28 protein-coding genes are annotated in these 16002 nt (G+C 68.3%); all 28 read right to left on the reverse strand.

Going from position 1 to position 16002, the window contains the following annotated elements; translation table 11 throughout:
- Nucleotides 1–20: 20 nt before the first annotated feature.
- The 28 genes from JJ685_RS05210 to JJ685_RS05340 all read right to left on the reverse strand — a co-directional run bounded on the left by JJ685_RS05210 (nt 21) and on the right by JJ685_RS05340 (nt 15996).
- Nucleotides 21–1178, reverse strand: a complete 1158-nt coding sequence (locus JJ685_RS05210; RefSeq protein WP_201673131.1) for a phage major capsid protein — start codon at nt 1176–1178, stop codon at nt 21–23.
- A gap of 65 nt (nt 1179–1243) precedes the next feature.
- Nucleotides 1244–1945 (reverse strand): HK97 family phage prohead protease, encoded by a 702-nt coding sequence (locus JJ685_RS05215; RefSeq protein ID WP_201673132.1) that lies wholly within the window; start codon nt 1943–1945, stop codon nt 1244–1246.
- Nucleotides 1914–3161 carry a phage portal protein gene (locus JJ685_RS05220; protein WP_201673133.1) on the reverse strand — a complete coding sequence of 416 codons (1248 nt, stop codon included), beginning with the start codon at nt 3159–3161 and terminating at the stop codon, nt 1914–1916. The genes JJ685_RS05215 and JJ685_RS05220 overlap by 32 nt, the downstream gene beginning before the upstream one ends.
- On the reverse strand, nt 3161–4831 hold the full coding sequence (locus JJ685_RS05225; RefSeq protein ID WP_201673134.1) for a terminase large subunit: 1671 nt from the start codon (nt 4829–4831) through the stop codon (nt 3161–3163). The genes JJ685_RS05220 and JJ685_RS05225 overlap by 1 nt, the downstream gene beginning before the upstream one ends.
- Nucleotides 4832–4833: 2 nt before the next feature.
- Nucleotides 4834–5133: a hypothetical protein gene (locus JJ685_RS05230; protein WP_201673135.1), complete on the reverse strand. Its 300-nt coding sequence runs from the start codon at nt 5131–5133 to the stop codon at nt 4834–4836.
- A 184-nt stretch (nt 5134–5317) separates the two neighbouring features.
- On the reverse strand, nt 5318–5950 hold the full coding sequence (locus JJ685_RS30360; RefSeq protein WP_201673136.1) for an HNH endonuclease: 633 nt from the start codon (nt 5948–5950) through the stop codon (nt 5318–5320).
- 71 nt (nt 5951–6021) lie between these two features.
- Entirely contained in the window at nt 6022–6366 is a 345-nt protein-coding gene (locus JJ685_RS05240; protein ID WP_201673137.1) for an HNH endonuclease, read from the reverse strand.
- Nucleotides 6363–6896, reverse strand: coding sequence for a hypothetical protein (locus tag JJ685_RS05245; RefSeq protein ID WP_201673138.1), 534 nt, complete (start codon nt 6894–6896; stop codon nt 6363–6365). Before JJ685_RS05245 ends, JJ685_RS05240 begins: the two co-directional genes overlap by 4 nt.
- A gap of 2 nt (nt 6897–6898) precedes the next feature.
- Nucleotides 6899–7462: a glycoside hydrolase family 19 protein gene (locus tag JJ685_RS05250; protein WP_201673139.1), complete on the reverse strand. Its 564-nt coding sequence runs from the start codon at nt 7460–7462 to the stop codon at nt 6899–6901.
- Complete coding sequence (locus JJ685_RS05255; RefSeq protein ID WP_201673140.1) at nt 7462–7659, reverse strand: hypothetical protein; 198 nt, start codon at nt 7657–7659, stop codon at nt 7462–7464. Before JJ685_RS05255 ends, JJ685_RS05250 begins: the two co-directional genes overlap by 1 nt.
- A gap of 154 nt (nt 7660–7813) precedes the next feature.
- The gene (locus JJ685_RS30045) at nt 7814–7936 is read right to left on the reverse strand and encodes a hypothetical protein (protein WP_269117359.1); all 123 of its coding nucleotides are present in this window, start codon (nt 7934–7936) and stop codon (nt 7814–7816) included.
- A 421-nt stretch (nt 7937–8357) separates the two neighbouring features.
- Complete coding sequence (locus JJ685_RS05260; protein WP_201673141.1) at nt 8358–9053, reverse strand: DnaJ-like cysteine-rich domain-containing protein; 696 nt, start codon at nt 9051–9053, stop codon at nt 8358–8360.
- Between the two features lie 23 nt (nt 9054–9076).
- Complete coding sequence (locus JJ685_RS05265) at nt 9077–9271, reverse strand: hypothetical protein (protein WP_201673142.1); 195 nt, start codon at nt 9269–9271, stop codon at nt 9077–9079.
- Nucleotides 9268–9756: a hypothetical protein gene (locus JJ685_RS05270; protein WP_201673143.1), complete on the reverse strand. Its 489-nt coding sequence runs from the start codon at nt 9754–9756 to the stop codon at nt 9268–9270. Before JJ685_RS05270 ends, JJ685_RS05265 begins: the two co-directional genes overlap by 4 nt.
- Nucleotides 9753–10031 carry a hypothetical protein gene (locus JJ685_RS05275; RefSeq protein WP_201673144.1) on the reverse strand — a complete coding sequence of 93 codons (279 nt, stop codon included), beginning with the start codon at nt 10029–10031 and terminating at the stop codon, nt 9753–9755. Before JJ685_RS05275 ends, JJ685_RS05270 begins: the two co-directional genes overlap by 4 nt.
- Entirely contained in the window at nt 10028–10549 is a 522-nt protein-coding gene (locus JJ685_RS05280) for a nuclease domain-containing protein (protein ID WP_236598679.1), read from the reverse strand. The genes JJ685_RS05275 and JJ685_RS05280 overlap by 4 nt, the downstream gene beginning before the upstream one ends.
- Nucleotides 10546–10725: a hypothetical protein gene (locus JJ685_RS05285; RefSeq protein WP_201673145.1), complete on the reverse strand. Its 180-nt coding sequence runs from the start codon at nt 10723–10725 to the stop codon at nt 10546–10548. Before JJ685_RS05285 ends, JJ685_RS05280 begins: the two co-directional genes overlap by 4 nt.
- Complete coding sequence (locus tag JJ685_RS05290) at nt 10722–11063, reverse strand: DUF4406 domain-containing protein (protein ID WP_201673146.1); 342 nt, start codon at nt 11061–11063, stop codon at nt 10722–10724. Before JJ685_RS05290 ends, JJ685_RS05285 begins: the two co-directional genes overlap by 4 nt.
- Complete coding sequence (locus tag JJ685_RS05295; protein ID WP_201673147.1) at nt 11060–11578, reverse strand: DUF1367 family protein; 519 nt, start codon at nt 11576–11578, stop codon at nt 11060–11062. The genes JJ685_RS05290 and JJ685_RS05295 overlap by 4 nt, the downstream gene beginning before the upstream one ends.
- A complete protein-coding gene (locus JJ685_RS05300) occupies nt 11571–11798 on the reverse strand; it encodes a hypothetical protein (RefSeq protein ID WP_201673148.1) in 228 nt (75 codons plus the stop codon). The genes JJ685_RS05295 and JJ685_RS05300 overlap by 8 nt, the downstream gene beginning before the upstream one ends.
- Nucleotides 11795–12286 (reverse strand): HNH endonuclease, encoded by a 492-nt coding sequence (locus JJ685_RS05305; protein ID WP_201673149.1) that lies wholly within the window; start codon nt 12284–12286, stop codon nt 11795–11797. Before JJ685_RS05305 ends, JJ685_RS05300 begins: the two co-directional genes overlap by 4 nt.
- Entirely contained in the window at nt 12286–12801 is a 516-nt protein-coding gene (locus JJ685_RS05310) for a hypothetical protein (protein WP_201673150.1), read from the reverse strand. Before JJ685_RS05310 ends, JJ685_RS05305 begins: the two co-directional genes overlap by 1 nt.
- Nucleotides 12798–13091, reverse strand: a complete 294-nt coding sequence (locus JJ685_RS05315) for a hypothetical protein (RefSeq protein WP_201673151.1) — start codon at nt 13089–13091, stop codon at nt 12798–12800. Before JJ685_RS05315 ends, JJ685_RS05310 begins: the two co-directional genes overlap by 4 nt.
- Nucleotides 13091–13255: a LuxR C-terminal-related transcriptional regulator gene (locus JJ685_RS05320; RefSeq protein ID WP_201673152.1), complete on the reverse strand. Its 165-nt coding sequence runs from the start codon at nt 13253–13255 to the stop codon at nt 13091–13093. The genes JJ685_RS05315 and JJ685_RS05320 overlap by 1 nt, the downstream gene beginning before the upstream one ends.
- Nucleotides 13255–13449 carry a hypothetical protein gene (locus tag JJ685_RS05325; protein ID WP_201673153.1) on the reverse strand — a complete coding sequence of 65 codons (195 nt, stop codon included), beginning with the start codon at nt 13447–13449 and terminating at the stop codon, nt 13255–13257. Before JJ685_RS05325 ends, JJ685_RS05320 begins: the two co-directional genes overlap by 1 nt.
- A gap of 8 nt (nt 13450–13457) precedes the next feature.
- Nucleotides 13458–14825 carry a replicative DNA helicase gene (locus JJ685_RS05330; protein WP_201673154.1) on the reverse strand — a complete coding sequence of 456 codons (1368 nt, stop codon included), beginning with the start codon at nt 14823–14825 and terminating at the stop codon, nt 13458–13460.
- Complete coding sequence (locus JJ685_RS05335) at nt 14812–15765, reverse strand: hypothetical protein (RefSeq protein WP_201673155.1); 954 nt, start codon at nt 15763–15765, stop codon at nt 14812–14814. Before JJ685_RS05335 ends, JJ685_RS05330 begins: the two co-directional genes overlap by 14 nt.
- Nucleotides 15766–15996, reverse strand: a complete 231-nt coding sequence (locus tag JJ685_RS05340; protein ID WP_201673156.1) for a hypothetical protein — start codon at nt 15994–15996, stop codon at nt 15766–15768. It abuts the gene before it with no gap.
- Nucleotides 15997–16002 lie beyond the last annotated feature (6 nt).

Below are 16002 nucleotides of genomic sequence, written 5' to 3' on the forward strand. Positions count from 1 at the left end.
CGGGAGCCGCCCCTGTCTCATTACGCCGGGGTCAGGTCGCCGGCGCGGATGGCCGCCGGGACTTCGCTGGTCAGCGCCAGGCGCCGCTCGGCGCGCAGGGTGATCAGGTTCTTCGTGAAGTTGTCCGAATCGCTCTCGGACAGCTGCACCACCACGCCCTCGCGGTCGTAGATGTTGCCGTGCTGCGTGAAGTCGCCCACCGCGAAGGTGTCGGCCGTCATGCCCACCGACTTCACCACCGGGACGCCCCACAGCATCGGCTGGCCCGCCTGGTTGTAGGCCACGCGCACGGCGTTGACCGCCGACACCAGCAGGTCCGTCTCGATCGTGGCCCAGTCCGCGGGGTTCAGCACGATGGCGTTCGGCGCGTAGCCGGCCACTTCCAGGTCACCGATGATCTTGCGGATCAGGACAAGCTTCTTCAGCGCCGAGCCGAGCGCCGCGTCGGCGATGCCGTGCGCGGTGTAGTTGCCCGAGTCCATGAAGCCGCTGATGTTCGGGGCGGTGCCGTCGCCGGAGACGAGCTGCGTCTCGACCTTGCGCTGAACGCCGTAGCGCATGCGGGCATCGACGTAGGCGGCCAGGGCGACGTTGTCCATGGCGAGCTGGCGCGAGATCTTGATCCAGTGGGCCACCGTGCTCACCGGCATGTTCACCAGCGACCAGGTCAGCGCGGACTCGGCCTTCGCCGCGCCTTCCGCTGCTTCCGCCGCGTTGTTCGTGAAGGAGGCTTCCTTCGTGTACTCGATGGCGTTGCTGCTGCACGGGATGTGCGAGTACAGCGATTCGATGGTCAGGATGTTGTGCGCGCCCGGGACGATGCCGGTGGTGCGGTGCGGGGCCACGTTGGCATCGGAGCCGGTCAGGGTGTTCTTCACCTCGACACGGACCTTCTGGGCGCCGCCGTCGGCGAACGCCTTGAAGCTGGGCGACTTCACCAGCTGGTCACCCCAGCCGTCCGCCTTGGCCTCGCCTTCGGGGCGCAGCACGCCCTTCTGCTCCAGCGCGGTCAGGCGGTCGGCCAGCTCGCGCTGCTGCGTGCCGATGTTGTCCAGGGCGGCCTTGGTGTCGGCGGACACCTTGCCAAGGGTCTTCAGTTCGCCGTCGGCCTTCTCCGACATGGCGGCCAGGTTGCGCTCGACGGTTTCGAGCGACTTCATGATGACTTCGAGAGACATTGCCTTTTCCTTTCGGGAATGGGAAAGGGCCCCGAAGGGCCCCTGTGTGGTTGCGGAATGCGCGCCTACGCGCCGATCGTTGCCAGCCGCTGGAAATGGGCCGTCAGGTCGGCGATTTGCTTCGCGTCGAGCGGCTCGCCACCAGCATCCCGCTGGCCGAACAGCACCTTCACGCGGGCGGTCAGCGCCTTCGCCGCCCCTTTGCTGAGGCCGCCTGCATCCCGCAAGAAGCTCTCGAACTCGCGCAGGGTTTCGAGCCCCGCGATTTCCTCCTCCAGCGCCGCGGCGAACTCCTCGCCCTTGACGCTGGACAGGTCGATCCTGGCGGCGCCGTCGGCGGGGAAGACCACCGGGGACACCTCCATCAGGTTGGACCAGCGGCGGATCACCCGGCCGCCCTCGGTCTCTTCGTAGTCGCCCTTCTTCAGGAAGCCGCCGATCGACAGGCCATCCAGCGTGCCGTGCTTCATCGCCGCGCGCACGTCGGACGCCAGCATCAGGCCGGGCGTCAACTCGCCCTCCACGAACAGGCCGTGGTCATCTTCCCTCACCATGGGCCACTTTCCGATGGGCATGCCCCACTCGTGGTTGAAGAACATCTTCGGCTTGCCGTTCTTCTTCAGCGAGTACTCGAAGGCGCCCTTCACGATGGTGTCGCCGTAGCTGTCCACCCCGCCGAACACGGAGGCGTAGCCGGAGAACTTCCCGGTGTCGCCTTCCATCTTCAGGGACACGTCACTGAGCGAGATCGTCTTGCGAAGAAGCATTTGCGGCTCCCTTGGGTTGCACCTTGCCCAGCATGGACAGCGGCACGAGGTTGGTCTGGGCGGTGAGGTCGTCGCCGCCGGCTATCGGCGGATCGTTTTCGAGTTGGCGGCACTCGTTGCGGGACTTCAGGCCGTTCTGCACCGCCTTGGCGTAAAGCTCGAAGCGGTCCTTGGCGTTGCCCCGCAGCAGAGCGTCGAAGTTGAACTCGGCGGACTGTCTGGCGCGCTGGGCCGGCGTCATCACCTGTTTGCGCACCGCCTGCTCGATACTCACGAGGATGGGGCGGATGGCCAGCTTGTACCAGCCGTCCAGGATCGACTCGATGCCGCTTCCCCAGGTCGTGACGTTGGAGTGATAGGCCAGCACCGGCGGGACGTCCATCCAGCGGCACAACTCCTCGACGCCGAACTGGCGCGACTCGAGCAGCTGCTGGTCCTCGGGGGACATGGCCAGCTGCTTGTATTCCATCTTCGCCTCGAGAACGTAGAGGCGGCCGGTGTTGCCGGCGGCCATCTCGCCGAAATTCTGGCGAATCGCGTCGCGCTGGGTCTTGTTCAGGACCGAATCGACCATCAGCACGCCAGTTGGCTTGCCGTGGGCGCCGAATAGGCGGCTGGCGGTCGTCTGTGCCTTCGCCGCCTCGTCGGTCGTCGGCCGCATGAACTCCAGCTTCGACAGGCCGGTCGTGCCGTTACCCAACCCCTTCAGGTGCAGGACGTTCTCCGCGCTCAGCACGGCCACGTCGTTGCTGATCCGGTAGACGTAGACGCAACTGCCGTCCTCGAGCACGTGCTGCGTGACCTGGTCGGCCGGCATGGGCCACAAGGAGAGTGCCTCGCCCGTCCGCTCGTCCCGGTCGATCCGCGCGTAAGCGTTGCCGCGCAGGTCGTGGTTCATCATCATCGCGCGCCAGAACTCGAAAGGCGTCATACGCGCGTTCGGGCTCTCGTGCAGGAGCGAGTACAGACGCGAGCTGCGCGCCAGCGTCTTCTGCCCGTTCGCCTGTTCGTACGCGAAGAACGGCAGCGACGCGACCACGTTGGCGCGGCGCTCCACGCAGGACCAGATCGTCGCGATCTGCAGCGCGCCGTCCGCCCCGATCTGCTGCGTGTCCTCGACGAGGGCACCGGCCGGTATGGGCCGTTGCTCGCCGACCGTCTCGGCCAGCGCACCGCCGCCCCGGAACCAGCCGAGGAAAGTCTGAAGTAGTGCCATCAGCCGAACACCGGGTTATTGAGGAATTCGTCCAGGTTCATGCCCGCTGGGTTCAGCGACATGAGGGACACCGCGTTGAAGGTGGCCATCAGTGGGTCGATCTTGGCCGACCCGGATGCCTGCTTCGTGATCAGGATGGCGTTGCCTTTCGGCTCCACCCTGGCGTTTCCGACGCACCAGTTCATGAGGCGCTGGCCGCCGTGCACCAGCCCGCCCTCGGCGAGCTTGCGCTCCGTCGTCTTGATCGCGCCGCCAAGGCGCCAGCCCTGGCTGACGCCGATGATCTTGTCCTGCGGCACATCCGCCGCGACCAGCGCGTCCAGGATGCCGCCTATGCCGGCCGGGTCCGCTCCCACCTTGTCCAGCGTGCCGGCCGACTCGCACCGGGCGACGATCTCCGCCACCCCCAGCACGTCGTCGCCCATCTGGCGCACCAGCGTGAGGTCGCCATCCTTCTGGAAGTCCAGGAACCGCGGCGCCTCTTGCTTCCGGCGCTCGAGCACACTCGGATGCGCCCAGGCATGCGTCCAGAGCAACCACTCGCGCGTCTCCCGGTCGCGCCCCAGCACCGCCAGCCCCAGCAGGTCGTCCAGGCCGCCGCCGTCGATCCCAACGTCGACCACCTCGGAGCGCTCCAGCAGGTCGTCCAGTGACAGCTTCCGCGCCTGTGCCTCGAAGAAGTCTGCGCCGGCCCACCGGTTGGACATCAGCGCCAGGCCGATCTCGACGTTCCCATGCTTGGCCAGGAAGCCGCGGATCTCCTCTTCGCCCGCCTCCTGCGCCTTCGCGTACTCGCGCTCGATGAACTCGGCGTCCACCGACCGGCCCCAGTTCGGGTTCACCAGCCGGAAGTTCGCCGGGTTCCGGTGCTCTCCGGCGGCGATCATGTCCGCCGGGAACTCGTAGATCACCGGGACGAACTTCGTATCCTTGATCCGTCCGTCCCGCACGCCGCGCGCGTAGTCCAGCTTCTGCTTGAACACCCCTGCCGGCGGGTCGTCAGACTGCGTGGTCAGGTAGATCACGAAGCCCTCGGGCCGCGACGCCAGTCCGCCGATCGCCTCGCGCAGCATGTTCGCCGCGTGCGGCTGGCTGCCGAATAGCCAGAGCTCGTCGACCAGCGTGCCGACCGACTTCGCGCCGCCGACCGTGTTGGAGTCCGCCGCCAGCACCTTCAGGGAAGCGTTGCTCTCCCGGTGGGTGATGGTCTTGATGTGCGTCTGCACGTGCATGAGCGCGGACAGCTCGACGTCAGCGTTCTCGCTGCACATGTCCCGGCTCGGGTCGAACGAATTCGAGGCAATCTCGACGGTCGGCGCCAGGATCGTGAACTTCGCCGACTGTCGCCAGTTCAGGATCAGCGCCGTCATCATGATCCCGGCGGCGATCGTGCTCTTACCGTTCTTCTTCGGCAGGAGGATGAACCACTCGGTGATCAGCCGCCGGCCGCTGTCCGGGTCGTAGGCGCCGAACACCGACGCAACCAGGTCGAACACCCACTGCTCGCAGATCTCGCCGAACGTCGGCGAGCCCGGCGCGTCCACCATGCGCAGGGACTTGAACACCTCCAGCGCCTGCTCCGCCACCTCCGGGAAGATCGGCGGCGGGATGATCGACTCGCCGGCGCGCAGCCGGGCCGCCCAGTCCGGGCAGGCCGTCGAGAACTTCACGGTCAGACCTTCTTACCGCCGGAGGCGACCAGCTTCGGCGGCGCCGCGGCGGCGAACCGGCCGCCGGCTGCCTGCTTGGCCCTGCCTGCCGCCTCTTCCTTCTTGCCGCCGTCGCCCTTTTTCGTGTGCGTGTACTGCACCGCCGCAATGGCGGCGCGAACCTGCAGGGAGCTGGCTTCGACCTTCCCGAGCGCGACGTCCTGCAGCAACTGCAGCATGTCCCGGTCCGCCATCGGCACTGGCTCTGACCGGGAGCGCTTCAGCGCGCCGCCATGCCCCTGCGGCTCCAGTTCGACAGCCACGGCCGCCCCGGCGGGCGACTTCGGGGACGGCATTTTCGGCTTCCGGCCAGCCCCCGGACGGGCGCCGCCGCTTCGTCCTTTGACTCCGGCCATTTGATTCCCCTTTTGAAATGGGGGAAGTTTTGTCTCCGTGCGGAACCATGTGGTTTCGAGACCCGCATCGAGCCAGACTTCTTCCCGCCCCCTACCCCTCCAGCAGACCGGAACCCTTGGCCCGGTTGCACCTCCTGCACGCGCACCGCACGTTCTCGTAGCTGTGCGCTCCACCCTTGGCCAACGGCACAACGTGCTCGAGCTCCGGTGCGTTCGGCTCCGTGGTTCCGCTCAGTTCCTTTGGCGTGTCGCGCCCACACAGGTAACAGCTCCAGCCGTCCCTGTCGAAGACCCGCCACTTGCTCACGGGTTGGTACTCGCAGCCGAACTTCTCGGCTCGCCGCCTATGCGAACTGCCGCTCCTGACCTTCCGCGTCGCTGCGTCCCTGCACTCCGTGGTGCAGTAGTGCGTGCGCAGGCTTCCGTACTCTGGCGCGTACACGGTGCCACACCAGCGGCACGGCCTCGGATCGCTGTTCCTGGCCTGCTCCTGCTTGGCGCGGTTGCTGGCGGCATTTCTGCACTTATCCCCGCACCAACGCGCCGAGGCTTTCTTCACCGTTGCCAGCGAACCGCAGCGCTGGCACTTGATCTCGTACCTTGTGGACCACGAATGGCCTCCAGAGGTGCTGCCAAGCGGCCTACCTCTCCCGCGCTTCTGCGTGATCAGCGACGAAAAGCCTGCGCCGCCTGCGGTCAGGCGCGCATAATCCGTGTCAGCCATGCCGACTCCTACTCGGTGGTGGTTAGAAGCCCGGGCGCTGCGTCAACAGCTCCGGGCTTCGGTCTTTCTGGTCAGTGCTGCCCGCAGATGCAGGGCGTCGAGAGCCAGCCTCCTGCAGCCCGCATACGGGCCTCGCACTTGGACTTGGCGTCGTGGTGCGATGCACAAAGGCTGTTGCCGTTCGCCTCGAGGTCGTCCGCGCCGCCGGCCCACAGCGGGACACGGTGATCGGGGACGGTCGATGCGCTCACCCGGCCGTCCTTGGTGCACTCCTCACAGAGCGGGCGGTCAGCCAAGAAGCGAGCCCGGCGCTTCACCGCGGCGCTTCCCCGCAGGCGATCGTCTCCGGCCTGCTGGGTGGGGATGCGCTGGGTCACCAGCGTGGCCAGCCGCGGCTTCAGCGTGGTCAGCTTCACGAGCCCTGCCGCGTGGCGATCTGGCGCAGCGCCTCGCTGGAGTCCTTGCTCCCGCGGCTGCTGCCGAACTCGAACTGGTGCGCATCGCGCAGGCACAGCCCGAAGATGCCGGCGATGGTGGACAGCAGGCCGACCACCTCACCGGGGATTTCCTTGCGGAACAGCGTGAGTACCACCAGGCAGGCGATGAGGCCGATGGCGTCCATCGCGACCATCGCGTTGGCGCGCGCGTTCACCTTGCCGGCCTGCAGGAAGGCGATGTCGCGCATGCGAGCGTCCTGCCTGTCGGCGAGGTATGCCTTGTCCAGGTCCGCCTCGTTCTGCATCAGGGCCGTCCGGAACTGGATGGCCAGCGCCGGGTCGGCTGTCACAGCGGCCAGCGCCTCGTCGCCCGTGCCCTTGCCGGTGACCTGCTTGGCGATCTCCACGACGGCGCCCGCGGCCTGTTCCGCCTTGTCGCTGCCGGTGAGCCACTTCACGATGGCGGGCGCGAACTGCGCCAGGCCCATGGCGATGGTGATCGGATCCATGTTCAGGCTCCCAGTACGTTCTTGGCGACAGCGAACCGAGCCAGCCGGTCGGCCAGGCCGTTCGTGCCGCCGTTGATCCTGCGCGTGATCTGCTCGAAGTTGCCGGCGTCGGCCAGCTCGTTCAGCCCCTTCCGGGCCCAGAAGTCGGCAGCGGACAGCGCCGCCCATTCCGGCTCGGCCAGGCGGTGCGGCTCCTGCTCGAAGTCGGGCACTCGGGTGCCGCACTTCACGCGGAGGTGATCACGCGCGGCTGCGTGGTTGGCGCGGCCGGTGACCTGGATCAGGCCGTGGCCGCGGAACTTGAAGCCGTCGCCCGGCTGGGTGTTGCCCAGGTCGGCGCGGCCTTCGTAGCGGGCCTGCGCGGGGACCTGCGCCGGGTTCCAGATCTCGGTCGTGAACCGCAGGCCGGCGGATTCGTGGCCGATCTGGGCCAGGAACGCGGCGGCGCGCGCGGGCGTGGTGATCTCGAAGGCGTCCAGCGCCTGCTGCAGGTACGCGAGCCAGCTCTGGGCCCGCACGATGCCGGCGCCGGTGGCGCTGGCCAGGGTCTGCAGCGTGAGGATCATCACCGCTCCATCAGCTTGGCCGCGGCGATCGCCTGTTCGCGCTGGTCGCGCCGCCAGTTGAACCAGAACTGCGTCAGGAAGCCCAGGACGGCGACGGCGAGGCCGGCGACGCCGACGACGCTCGTGATCTCGTCCCCGGTCAGGTTGAACTCGCACGCGCCCCATGCGCCACTGGCGACCGCTGAGCCGGCGTACATGGCTTTGCTTGCCGCCTGGCTGGCGGCTTCTGCTGTTTCTCGGATCATGGTCAGGTGAAGTCGAGGGGCCAGCAAACCATCGCGCCGCCGCACCACAGCATGCAGCCGATCTGCGCGTAGGCGAGGGTCCAGCCGAGGAAGAGGATGGGCATGGTCAGGCCACCTTGGCGAACATCAGCGCGACGCGGGCCGCGTCGACCGGGCCGGCGTACCTGCGCGCGACGCGGTAGTGCGCGAAGAACAGCGCGATGCGATTCGGCTTCTTGCGTTGCAGCATGGGCGTTCCTTGTAGGGGTCCAACGCGCCGCCCGGCCGGGTGGAGAGGCCGGGTGATCCGGGCGGCGGTTGGTGCCTGCGATTGCGCGCATCGCAGGTAGCGCCCAGCGGGTTCCTCCGGGAAAGCGCCTAGAAGGACGCGCTCGGGAGGTGTGGGTGAGCTGGGGTTTGCGGCAAAGGGCGGGGCGCTGCTTGTGCGAGGTGGCGGTCAGGACTTGTGCTGCGCGAACTGCCTGCTGCCTTGGATTGCTATTCAGCGTCCCCGAAACGACGAAGCCCGCACGTGGCGGGCTTCAGATTCTGGAGGCAATTTCCCCGTCAGGTCGAGCCGAGGGCGCTACGGGCGCTGTCTCGGGTGTCCGGCGGAGAGGTGCCGCGCGACAGGCTCAGCGGCCTGTGCCATCGGCGAGGGCAAGTGTAAATCAGCCGTCACGGTTGTGCAAGCGATTGCTGATGCCCTGTCGCGCGCGGTGCACGCAGGAGTCGAGGTAGTTCGCCAGCTTCCGACCTTCCTGCCCGTGCGGAACTGGCGCGACGCCGCTGCCCTGGCAGGTCGGGCAGGCGCGGTTCGACAGCTTCGGCGCACCCTGAATCAGGCGGAACTTCCGGCCGTCGCACGACTGGCACGTCTGGTCCAGCCAGTACCGAATGACGCCGGCCGCCTTCGACGCAGCATCCTCCATGCCCCACATCGCGGCCCGGATCGTGAGCTGCTCGCGCACCTCGGGCAGGGCCTTCAGCTTCTGCAACAGCAGCGCCGTCTCGTGGAGGTGCCACTGGTGGGCGGTGCGCTTCGCGGCCTCGGTCGGCTTCAGCCACACCGGCGCCTTGTCCGGCGCCTCGCGCCACGCGGTCAGGCCGTCGACCAGTTCCAGCGTCCCGGCCAGCCGGTCGACCGCCGCCGAGCCCATGCGCGCCGGCTTCTCCGAGCCCTCGTACTCGCTGTGCAGGCGCAGCAGCGCGCCGCCCAGCCGGGTCTCGCTCCAGGCGGCCGCGATCAGGATGTCCACGGCGCCGCGCCGGTGCGACTCCACCGACAGGTCGCTGGTGTTGCTCGCAGTCTCGTATTGCTCTTCGATACCCGGCCGCTCGTTGGCGGTGTTCGTGTCTGCCAGCATCCTTTTCCTTTCGTGTTACTTCTTCAGCCGCCGCACATGGCGTGGGTGGCGCGCTCGCAGGCGTCCGGCGAGATCGGGCGGGCGTCCCAGACCGGCGGCGGAACCTGCGGTGCGGGCTTCGGGGCCGGCGCCGGCTGCGCGACCTCGGTCACCTCCACGCCGGGCATGTAGACGGCGCCGTCGAAAGCGCCGGGGATGTGTGCGAAGGCGAGATTCATGCGGCCATCCTGTTCGTGTTCGTGTCCACAGCCAGCGCCTCGGGGCAGTACACCTCGCCCATCCTGATGCGGCGCAGCACCTCGTCCTGCGCGAGGTTCATCTGGCGCGGCGAGCTGGCGGCCAGGATCTCCTCGTAGAGGGCAATGGCTTCCTTCAGGGTCTCCAAGCCGGGCCCGGTGAATCCGAAGCGGCCGTGGTCGCAGCGGATGCGCGCGGCTTCCATCAGCGCCTTCTGGGCGGCCTGGAACAGCTCGACGCCCTGCTGCCCGATCTGCTCGCTGCGGATCAGGCCGACGTTGATGACGACGGCGATGCGGTCGAACAGATCCTGGTCGGCGCCGCCGCCGCGAAGTTGCGCGAAGGCGTCGTGAATGCGCAGCATGCAGCCCTGCACCTGGCGCGCGGACATCGGGCGGCATGCGGCGAGCAGGTCCAGCGGGTGCATGCCGGGCTGGTACTTGCGATGGGTGCGCTTGCGGCTCATTCCAGCCCCAGGAGTTCGTCCAGCCGGTGGAAGTACCACGCGGTCACCAGATGGATCGCGCCGAGGGCGCCGCCGAATGCGAGGATGATCGCCGCCGCCCAGTCCTGCCACGGGCCGCCGCGCTGCATCCACTGGAACGCAAACAGCGCGACGACGGCGCCTGCGGCGGTCGCCACGACGCTCATCTCCACGGCCAGCCAGAGCATGGACAGAACCGGGAGCCGGGAGCCGAGGGACTGGATTCGTTCCATGCGGCGGTGTTCTTTCGGGGTCATGCGGCCTCCAGAGGTGTTGCGTTCAGGTGGGCGAGCGCGCGGCCGGCGGCGCGCCGGAAGCGTTCGGGCTCGGTCGGGTCGGTGGCGATCTGGCGCCAGGCCAGCACCTGGCGGGCATGCCCGGACATGAAGGCGAAGCGCTTCTGGCGGGCCGGGGCGGGGCCCTGGTCCAGCCACGCATGGCAGGCCGCGCAGCCCCAGGTGCTGTAGCAGTCGTCCGCCTTGCGGGCGCCGGCTTTGCCGTGCTCGCCGAGGTTGGAATGGCATGCCACCGTGGTGTCGGTCCGGTGGGTGCACACCGCCGGCACCAGCAGCAGGCAGGGGCGATCGCGCGCCATCTCCAGCAGCGCGGCATCCCGGTAGGCTTCGTCCTTCGGTGCGGGCACGGGGACAGCGGCGGCCGGCGCGTACACGCCGCGGTGCAGGGCACGCGTGGGCGTCGACAGCGCGCGCAGGTTCGCCTCGCGCTCGGCGGCGCGGCGCTCTTGACGGTCGGCCGGCTTGCGGAAGGCGCTCATGCCCGCACTCCCCACAGCCACGCCCACAGCGGGATCGGGTTCAACTCCGGCAGCGCCGGCTCGGTGGTGCGCAGCTGCGGGACGGCCGGCGCCGGCTCGCGCTCCCACTCGGTGTGCAGGTCGCGCTCGATCTGGTCGATGCGGTCGCGCAGCTGCTCGCGGGGGACGGGCTTCATCGCACCGGCTCCAGGTTGCCGTCCAGCCGCACCACGCCGAAGCGGAGGTCCGCGGCCAGCCGCGACTCGATCGTGGCGCCGCGGGAGTGTTCCCACTCCGGCAGGCGACAGATGTGCGTGCAGCGCATCATGGCCACGAGGTCGGCGCGCATCGCCCGCACCCAGTACTCGGCCAGGTCGGCGTGGTCGGCCGGCGGCTCCTCCGTGAAGACCTCATGCGGGTTGACCACCTGGTAGCCGGCGGCGCGCAGGTTCTCCGCGGCGCGGTCGAAGGCGGGGCGGTTGCCCTCGGGGCGGCCGCTGATCGGCCCGGACAGGTAGACGACGTTGTTGCTCATTCGCTGAAGCCCTCCAGGATCTGATTCATCATTCCGTCCGCCCTGTCCTTCAGGTGCGGCCACAGGTAGCGCGCCGCGTGCGGGCCGCGCAGGAAGGCGACCACTCGCTGGTGGAAGTCCTCGAATGCCTCCTGATCGGCGGCCGCGAAGCTGACCGAGCGCGGGATCGGCACCACGCCACCGGCCGGGCCCGCGGCCCACGTCACCCATCCCGCGCCGACCTTGATCCAGTACAGGAACTGGTCGAAGTGTTCGAAGCGCTCCTGCGCCTCGAACAGCGCCTGCTCCAGGGCGAAGTGCCGGCGGTGGAAGGGACCGCTGCGCGCCTGGTGCGTCTTGATCTCCACCACCTCGCCGGGCTCCAGCCGGAACAGGCGGTTGATGAACCGGCGCCAGGACTTGCTGTGCTGCTCGCCGAGTCCATCGACAGTGCCGAACAGCACCCGGCGCGCGGCCTCCGCATCCGCCGGAGCGATCGGGGCGGCTTCCTGGCGAACGAGCAGGATGTCAGGCATGGAACGCCTCCTCCAGTTCCAGCACCAGCTGCCGCGGATCGACCTCCCGGCCCGGGTCCACGACCGCGGCCGCGCGCCGGTGGCTGGGCGCCTCGAAGAACCGGCGGCCGCTCACCGCCGCGGCGCCGACGGCCCGGGCGCACTTCTCGCCCAGCACCAACCCGGCCCAGCGGATCGGGTGGCGCAGGGAGCGGCCGCAGCGAGAACAAACGGCAGTCACAGCACATTCCCGTCGTGATGGGCGCGCTTCGCTGCCAGATATGCAGCGTGCGCCTCTTCCTGGCTGTCGAAAGTTCCGATGTGCACCGACCTGCCATCGATCCCGATGGTCGCCCTCCACTTACTGCGCTTCTTGCTGACGCCAAGCACCCCCGATCTATTCCGCCTCAGTGGCTCGATCACGTTTTGGTTGTTACCCACGACAGAAACGTCGCGCAGGTTTGCAAGTGCGTTATTGGCCCTGTTGTGGTCGATATGGTCGATGACGCCCTTCGGCCATGCGCCATAGACGTGCATCCACGCCAATCGGTGCGCTCGATAGCTGCGGCCGTCCACGCTGATCGCCACGTATCCGAGCGGAGTAGTGCACCCTGCCTTCCTTCCGGACCACGCGGCCAAAGAACAGGCGGCCGTCCATGTGAATTCGCCCGTCTCGCGGTCGTATTGCAACAACGATCGCAGACGCTCTACGGTCAGTTCGGTCGTCATCAGGCGGCCCTCGCGCCAAGCCCGGCGAACGGATCGCCGGCCTCTCGGCACCACTTGTTGGACCGAATCCCGCAGACGTGGCTCTTGCTCACCCCGAACCGTTCCGCCACCACATGCGACGGCTCGCTGCTGTAGCGAATCGCCCGGACCTGCTCCTGCGTCAGCTTGATGTTCTTCCGCGTGCGCGCGGCGGCCGTCATCCGTGCCCTGGCGGCGGCCGACAGCTTCCGCCCTCGGGCCATCTCGCCTCGGGTGACCTCGATCAGGTGGGAGGGCTCGACACACCCGCCGTTGCCGTGCTTGCACACGACGCATGCGTTCTTGTGCGCAGGCCGCCCCTCCCTCGCCTCGAAGACCATCCGCCGGACGTTGATCGTTTCCTTCTTGCCGGACTGCGGGTTGATCCAGTTGGCCTGCGGAACGCCGGAGCGCTTGCAGAGCTTCCACACCAGGCAGCCGTCGTCCCTCGAGGCGCGCCCTGCGAGCCACTGGCGCCATTCGGCGATCGTCCTCATGCGACGGTCACCTCCAGCGCGGCCAGCGCCTCCACGATGCTGCTCACCACCACGCACCGGCCACCGCGCCACGCGGCATGCCACTTGATCTGGTCGTCCGTGAGTTGCCGCGCGCTCGGGGGCTTGCTGCCGTCCTTGACTTCCAGCAGGTACGTCGTGCCGCGGAAACCCACCAGGAGATCCGGGATGCCGTCGCCCACCGCGGCCAGGCTGAACACGTCGGCGCCGATGCGGCGCAGCGCGGCGACGATCTCCGGCTGGTTTCGATCGACCTTCGCGGCGCGGCGCATCAGGCGGCCCTCCGGATCCGGTCCCACAGCACGGCGGCGCGCGCGATGTTCACGCCGCCCAGCCTCTGGCGCGCCAGGATCATGTGGTGCTCCACCGTGCGGTAGGCGACGCCGATCTCCCGGGCGATCTCCTTGCCGGTCAGGCCGGCGACGATCAGGTCCATCACGACGGCTTGCCGCTCGGTGAGTCCGCCGGCTGGTTCGCCGCTATCCACTCCTGCAGATGCCGCCGCAGGTCCTTGAACAGCCAGGGTTCGTTCTGCGCATACCACGCAGCGGCCGTCAGGGCATAGGCCGGATCCGACGTCGCCATCTCCCGGACGTGGTTCCAGATCGTTCGCTTGTGCTCTGGTGTCATTCCGCACCTCAGACCTCCTGCGTGTATTGCCGGCGGACCGGCCGGCTGTATTCCTCGGGCGGCGCCACCGTGGCCGTCCACTCCTGGTACTGGCCTTGGAATCCCAGCGTCACCCCGCCGGTCTTGCCCTGCCGGTTCTTCGGGATGTCGCAGTGGATGACGCGGAAGCCGTCCTTCTCCTCCCCCATGCGGGAGAGCAGCATCACCACGTCGGCGTCTTCCTCGATGGAGCCGGACTCCTTCAAGTCGCTGAGCACCGGACGGCCGCTGGTGCGCTTCTCCACCTCGCGATTGAGCTGCGACAGCGTGATGACCGTGATGTCCAACTGCATGGCCAGCGCCTTCAGCCCACGCGACAGCTGCTCGATCTGGTGGTGCCGGTTGTCCTTGTCTCCGGCCGCACAGAGCTGGATGTAGTCGAGGATCAGCACCTTCAGGTTGTGCTGGCGCTTCAGCGCGCGGGCCTTCGCCTGGATGTCGGCCAGCGTCAGCGCGGCCTGGTCGTCCAGGAACAGCGGCAGGCCGCGCATGTGCTCCACCGCCTCGGTGAGCCGGCTCCAGTCGTCGTCCGCCAGGTCACCGGAAATGATCCGGCTCAGGTCGAGGCGGCCCAGGTTCGCGGCGCCGCGCTCCACCAGATCGTCCTTCGGCATCTCCTGCGAGAGGATCGCCGCGGCATGGCCGGCGCGCGCCGCGTTCAAGGCGAACTGCTGCGCGAGCGACGACTTGCCGATGGAGGGCCGCGCCGCGACGATGACCTGCTTCCCGCCCTTGAGTCCGCCGCCCAGCAGCCGGTCGATGTCGCTGATTCCGGTGGAGATCCCGCGCGGCTCGGTGCCGTCGGCGCGGTTCTGGATGCGATCCAGCAGAGCTACCACCGACTCGGAGATCGCCGTCGGCATGGTGCGCCCGCCCTGAACCTGGACGGACTGCAGCGCGGACTGCGCCTGGTCCAGACGCTCGGCGACCGTCATCGGACCGGGCTCCAGCGCCAGGGCCTTGACCTTCTCCGCCGCCTCGATCAGCCCGCGAAGGAGAGCCTTCTCCAGCACGATCTCGGAGTAGCGCCGGACGTTGGCCGAGCTCATGACCGTCTGCTGCAGCGAGTTCAGGTACGACAGCCCGCCGACTTCCTCGGCCTTCCCGAGCTTCACCAACTCCTCGTAGACCGTCATCACGTCGGCCGGCTTGTTCGCGACCACCAGCGAGGCGATCACGTCGAAGATGACCGCGTGGTCGGCGCCGAAGTGCCGCGCCTGGAGGATGTCGCCGACGCGGTCCCACGCGCCGTTGTCCAGGAGAAGGCTCCCCAGCACGGATGCCTCGACCTCCGGCAGCCAGAGAAGCGAGCCGGGGTTCAGGTCACGCGGGTGCATGTGCGCCCTCCTCCCGCGCCCGCTGGCGCTCCTCGAGAACCGTCTTCTCCTGCAGGCCGTTGGACGTCCACGCCGGGCCGTCGTCGCCGATGAACCAGAGCTGGTACCAGCGGCGCCGCACGCTGTTCGCGAAGTGCGCCGGCCAGTCCTTCTGCGTCTTGTCCTTGCTCTTGCCGGAGATGTGGTCGTCGCGGAAGACGCACCACGCGACCTGCAACATCTCGTCGGTGATACCCGCATCGGCGCACCACGCGCGGATCGGGTGGTCCACGGGCAGAGGCTTCTGACCGGCAGCCTTGCAGACGTCGAGGTATGCCTGCAGGGTTTGCTCGGGCTTCTTCCGCCGAGTGGTTCGCGGCTTTGCCGCGCTCTCTTCCGAACGTAGTGAGGTAGGAGACGGAGACGGAGACGGAGACGGAGACGGAGACGGAGACGGAGACGGAGACGGAGCATTGCTGCCGTCGACGCCGTGCATGCTAGTAGCATGCTGCTCGTCACCTTCAGCAGTGCTGCCAGCATTGCTGTCAGCATGCGAGGCGCTACGGATAGCAGCGTACTCGGGTACTTGGCGGTCAGCTTCAGCAACCCCATGGTGGCGCTTCGCAGCATTCCAGCGGGCCTTGGCCGAGCGCAGTTCGGCACCGGCGGCCCACGGGTTGTGCTCGGCCCAGTCGTGGAGGGTGTAGGAGCCGTCCTCGCCGTCGAGGAAGCGGACATTCACCAGCGCCGCAACGAACGCTCCCTCGTCGCCCTCCCAGTCAGCGGCGATCTCGATGTCCTCCGCGGAGAGGCCGGAGAGGTCGCCGTCGGAACGGTTGGCGGCGGCCCACAGGAACAGGCACACCAGGTTCCAGCCGGCGGCTTGCCCCAGCTTGCGGATCAGCTTCTTCGTCTTCGGGTGCAACGGGAGGCCCGTCGAAATGCGTGCGTCTGTCGCCACTTAGGCGCCCCTCTCCTCATTCGCGCAGGCCGGCAAGTGCAGGCCGCGCTCGGCTTCCATGCGGGCAACCTGCTCCGGCGAGCGCCCCTCGATCAGGGCACCCATCCGGCCCAGGAGGTGGTGCGCGCGGCCGAGATCGGACAGGCACCCGTGCTTCGTGTACTGCGCATAGGCGCGCTGCATTTCCTCGCCAGCGCGGCGGATCTCGGATTCGCGCTGTTCGTCGGTCATGGAGGG

The organism is Ramlibacter monticola (assembly GCF_016722785.1).
GTDB lineage: Bacteria > Pseudomonadota > Gammaproteobacteria > Burkholderiales > Burkholderiaceae_C > Ramlibacter > Ramlibacter monticola.

Coding starts and splice junctions, on each gene's coding strand:
- JJ685_RS05210 (WP_201673131.1), bottom strand. CDS start 1,178: ATGTCTCTCGAAGTCATCATGAAGTCGCTCGAAACCGTCGAGCGCAAC.
- JJ685_RS05215 (WP_201673132.1), bottom strand. CDS start 1,945: ATGCTTCTTCGCAAGACGATCTCGCTCAGTGACGTGTCCCTGAAGATG.
- JJ685_RS05220 (WP_201673133.1), bottom strand. CDS start 3,161: ATGGCACTACTTCAGACTTTCCTCGGCTGGTTCCGGGGCGGCGGTGCG.
- JJ685_RS30360 (WP_201673136.1), bottom strand. CDS start 5,950: ATGGCTGACACGGATTATGCGCGCCTGACCGCAGGCGGCGCAGGCTTT.
- JJ685_RS05245 (WP_201673138.1), bottom strand. CDS start 6,896: ATGGATCCGATCACCATCGCCATGGGCCTGGCGCAGTTCGCGCCCGCC.
- JJ685_RS05250 (WP_201673139.1), bottom strand. CDS start 7,462: ATGATCCTCACGCTGCAGACCCTGGCCAGCGCCACCGGCGCCGGCATC.
- JJ685_RS05255 (WP_201673140.1), bottom strand. CDS start 7,659: ATGTACGCCGGCTCAGCGGTCGCCAGTGGCGCATGGGGCGCGTGCGAG.
- JJ685_RS30045 (WP_269117359.1), bottom strand. CDS start 7,936: ATGCTGCAACGCAAGAAGCCGAATCGCATCGCGCTGTTCTTCGCGCAC.
- JJ685_RS05260 (WP_201673141.1), bottom strand. CDS start 9,053: ATGCTGGCAGACACGAACACCGCCAACGAGCGGCCGGGTATCGAAGAG.
- JJ685_RS05265 (WP_201673142.1), bottom strand. CDS start 9,271: ATGAATCTCGCCTTCGCACACATCCCCGGCGCTTTCGACGGCGCCGTC.
- JJ685_RS05270 (WP_201673143.1), bottom strand. CDS start 9,756: ATGAGCCGCAAGCGCACCCATCGCAAGTACCAGCCCGGCATGCACCCG.
- JJ685_RS05275 (WP_201673144.1), bottom strand. CDS start 10,031: ATGACCCCGAAAGAACACCGCCGCATGGAACGAATCCAGTCCCTCGGC.
- JJ685_RS05280 (WP_236598679.1), bottom strand. CDS start 10,549: ATGAGCGCCTTCCGCAAGCCGGCCGACCGTCAAGAGCGCCGCGCCGCC.
- JJ685_RS05285 (WP_201673145.1), bottom strand. CDS start 10,725: ATGAAGCCCGTCCCCCGCGAGCAGCTGCGCGACCGCATCGACCAGATC.
- JJ685_RS05290 (WP_201673146.1), bottom strand. CDS start 11,063: ATGAGCAACAACGTCGTCTACCTGTCCGGGCCGATCAGCGGCCGCCCC.
- JJ685_RS05295 (WP_201673147.1), bottom strand. CDS start 11,578: ATGCCTGACATCCTGCTCGTTCGCCAGGAAGCCGCCCCGATCGCTCCG.
- JJ685_RS05305 (WP_201673149.1), bottom strand. CDS start 12,286: ATGACGACCGAACTGACCGTAGAGCGTCTGCGATCGTTGTTGCAATAC.
- JJ685_RS05310 (WP_201673150.1), bottom strand. CDS start 12,801: ATGAGGACGATCGCCGAATGGCGCCAGTGGCTCGCAGGGCGCGCCTCG.
- JJ685_RS05315 (WP_201673151.1), bottom strand. CDS start 13,091: ATGCGCCGCGCCGCGAAGGTCGATCGAAACCAGCCGGAGATCGTCGCC.
- JJ685_RS05320 (WP_201673152.1), bottom strand. CDS start 13,255: ATGGACCTGATCGTCGCCGGCCTGACCGGCAAGGAGATCGCCCGGGAG.
- JJ685_RS05325 (WP_201673153.1), bottom strand. CDS start 13,449: ATGACACCAGAGCACAAGCGAACGATCTGGAACCACGTCCGGGAGATG.
- JJ685_RS05330 (WP_201673154.1), bottom strand. CDS start 14,825: ATGCACCCGCGTGACCTGAACCCCGGCTCGCTTCTCTGGCTGCCGGAG.
- JJ685_RS05340 (WP_201673156.1), bottom strand. CDS start 15,996: ATGACCGACGAACAGCGCGAATCCGAGATCCGCCGCGCTGGCGAGGAA.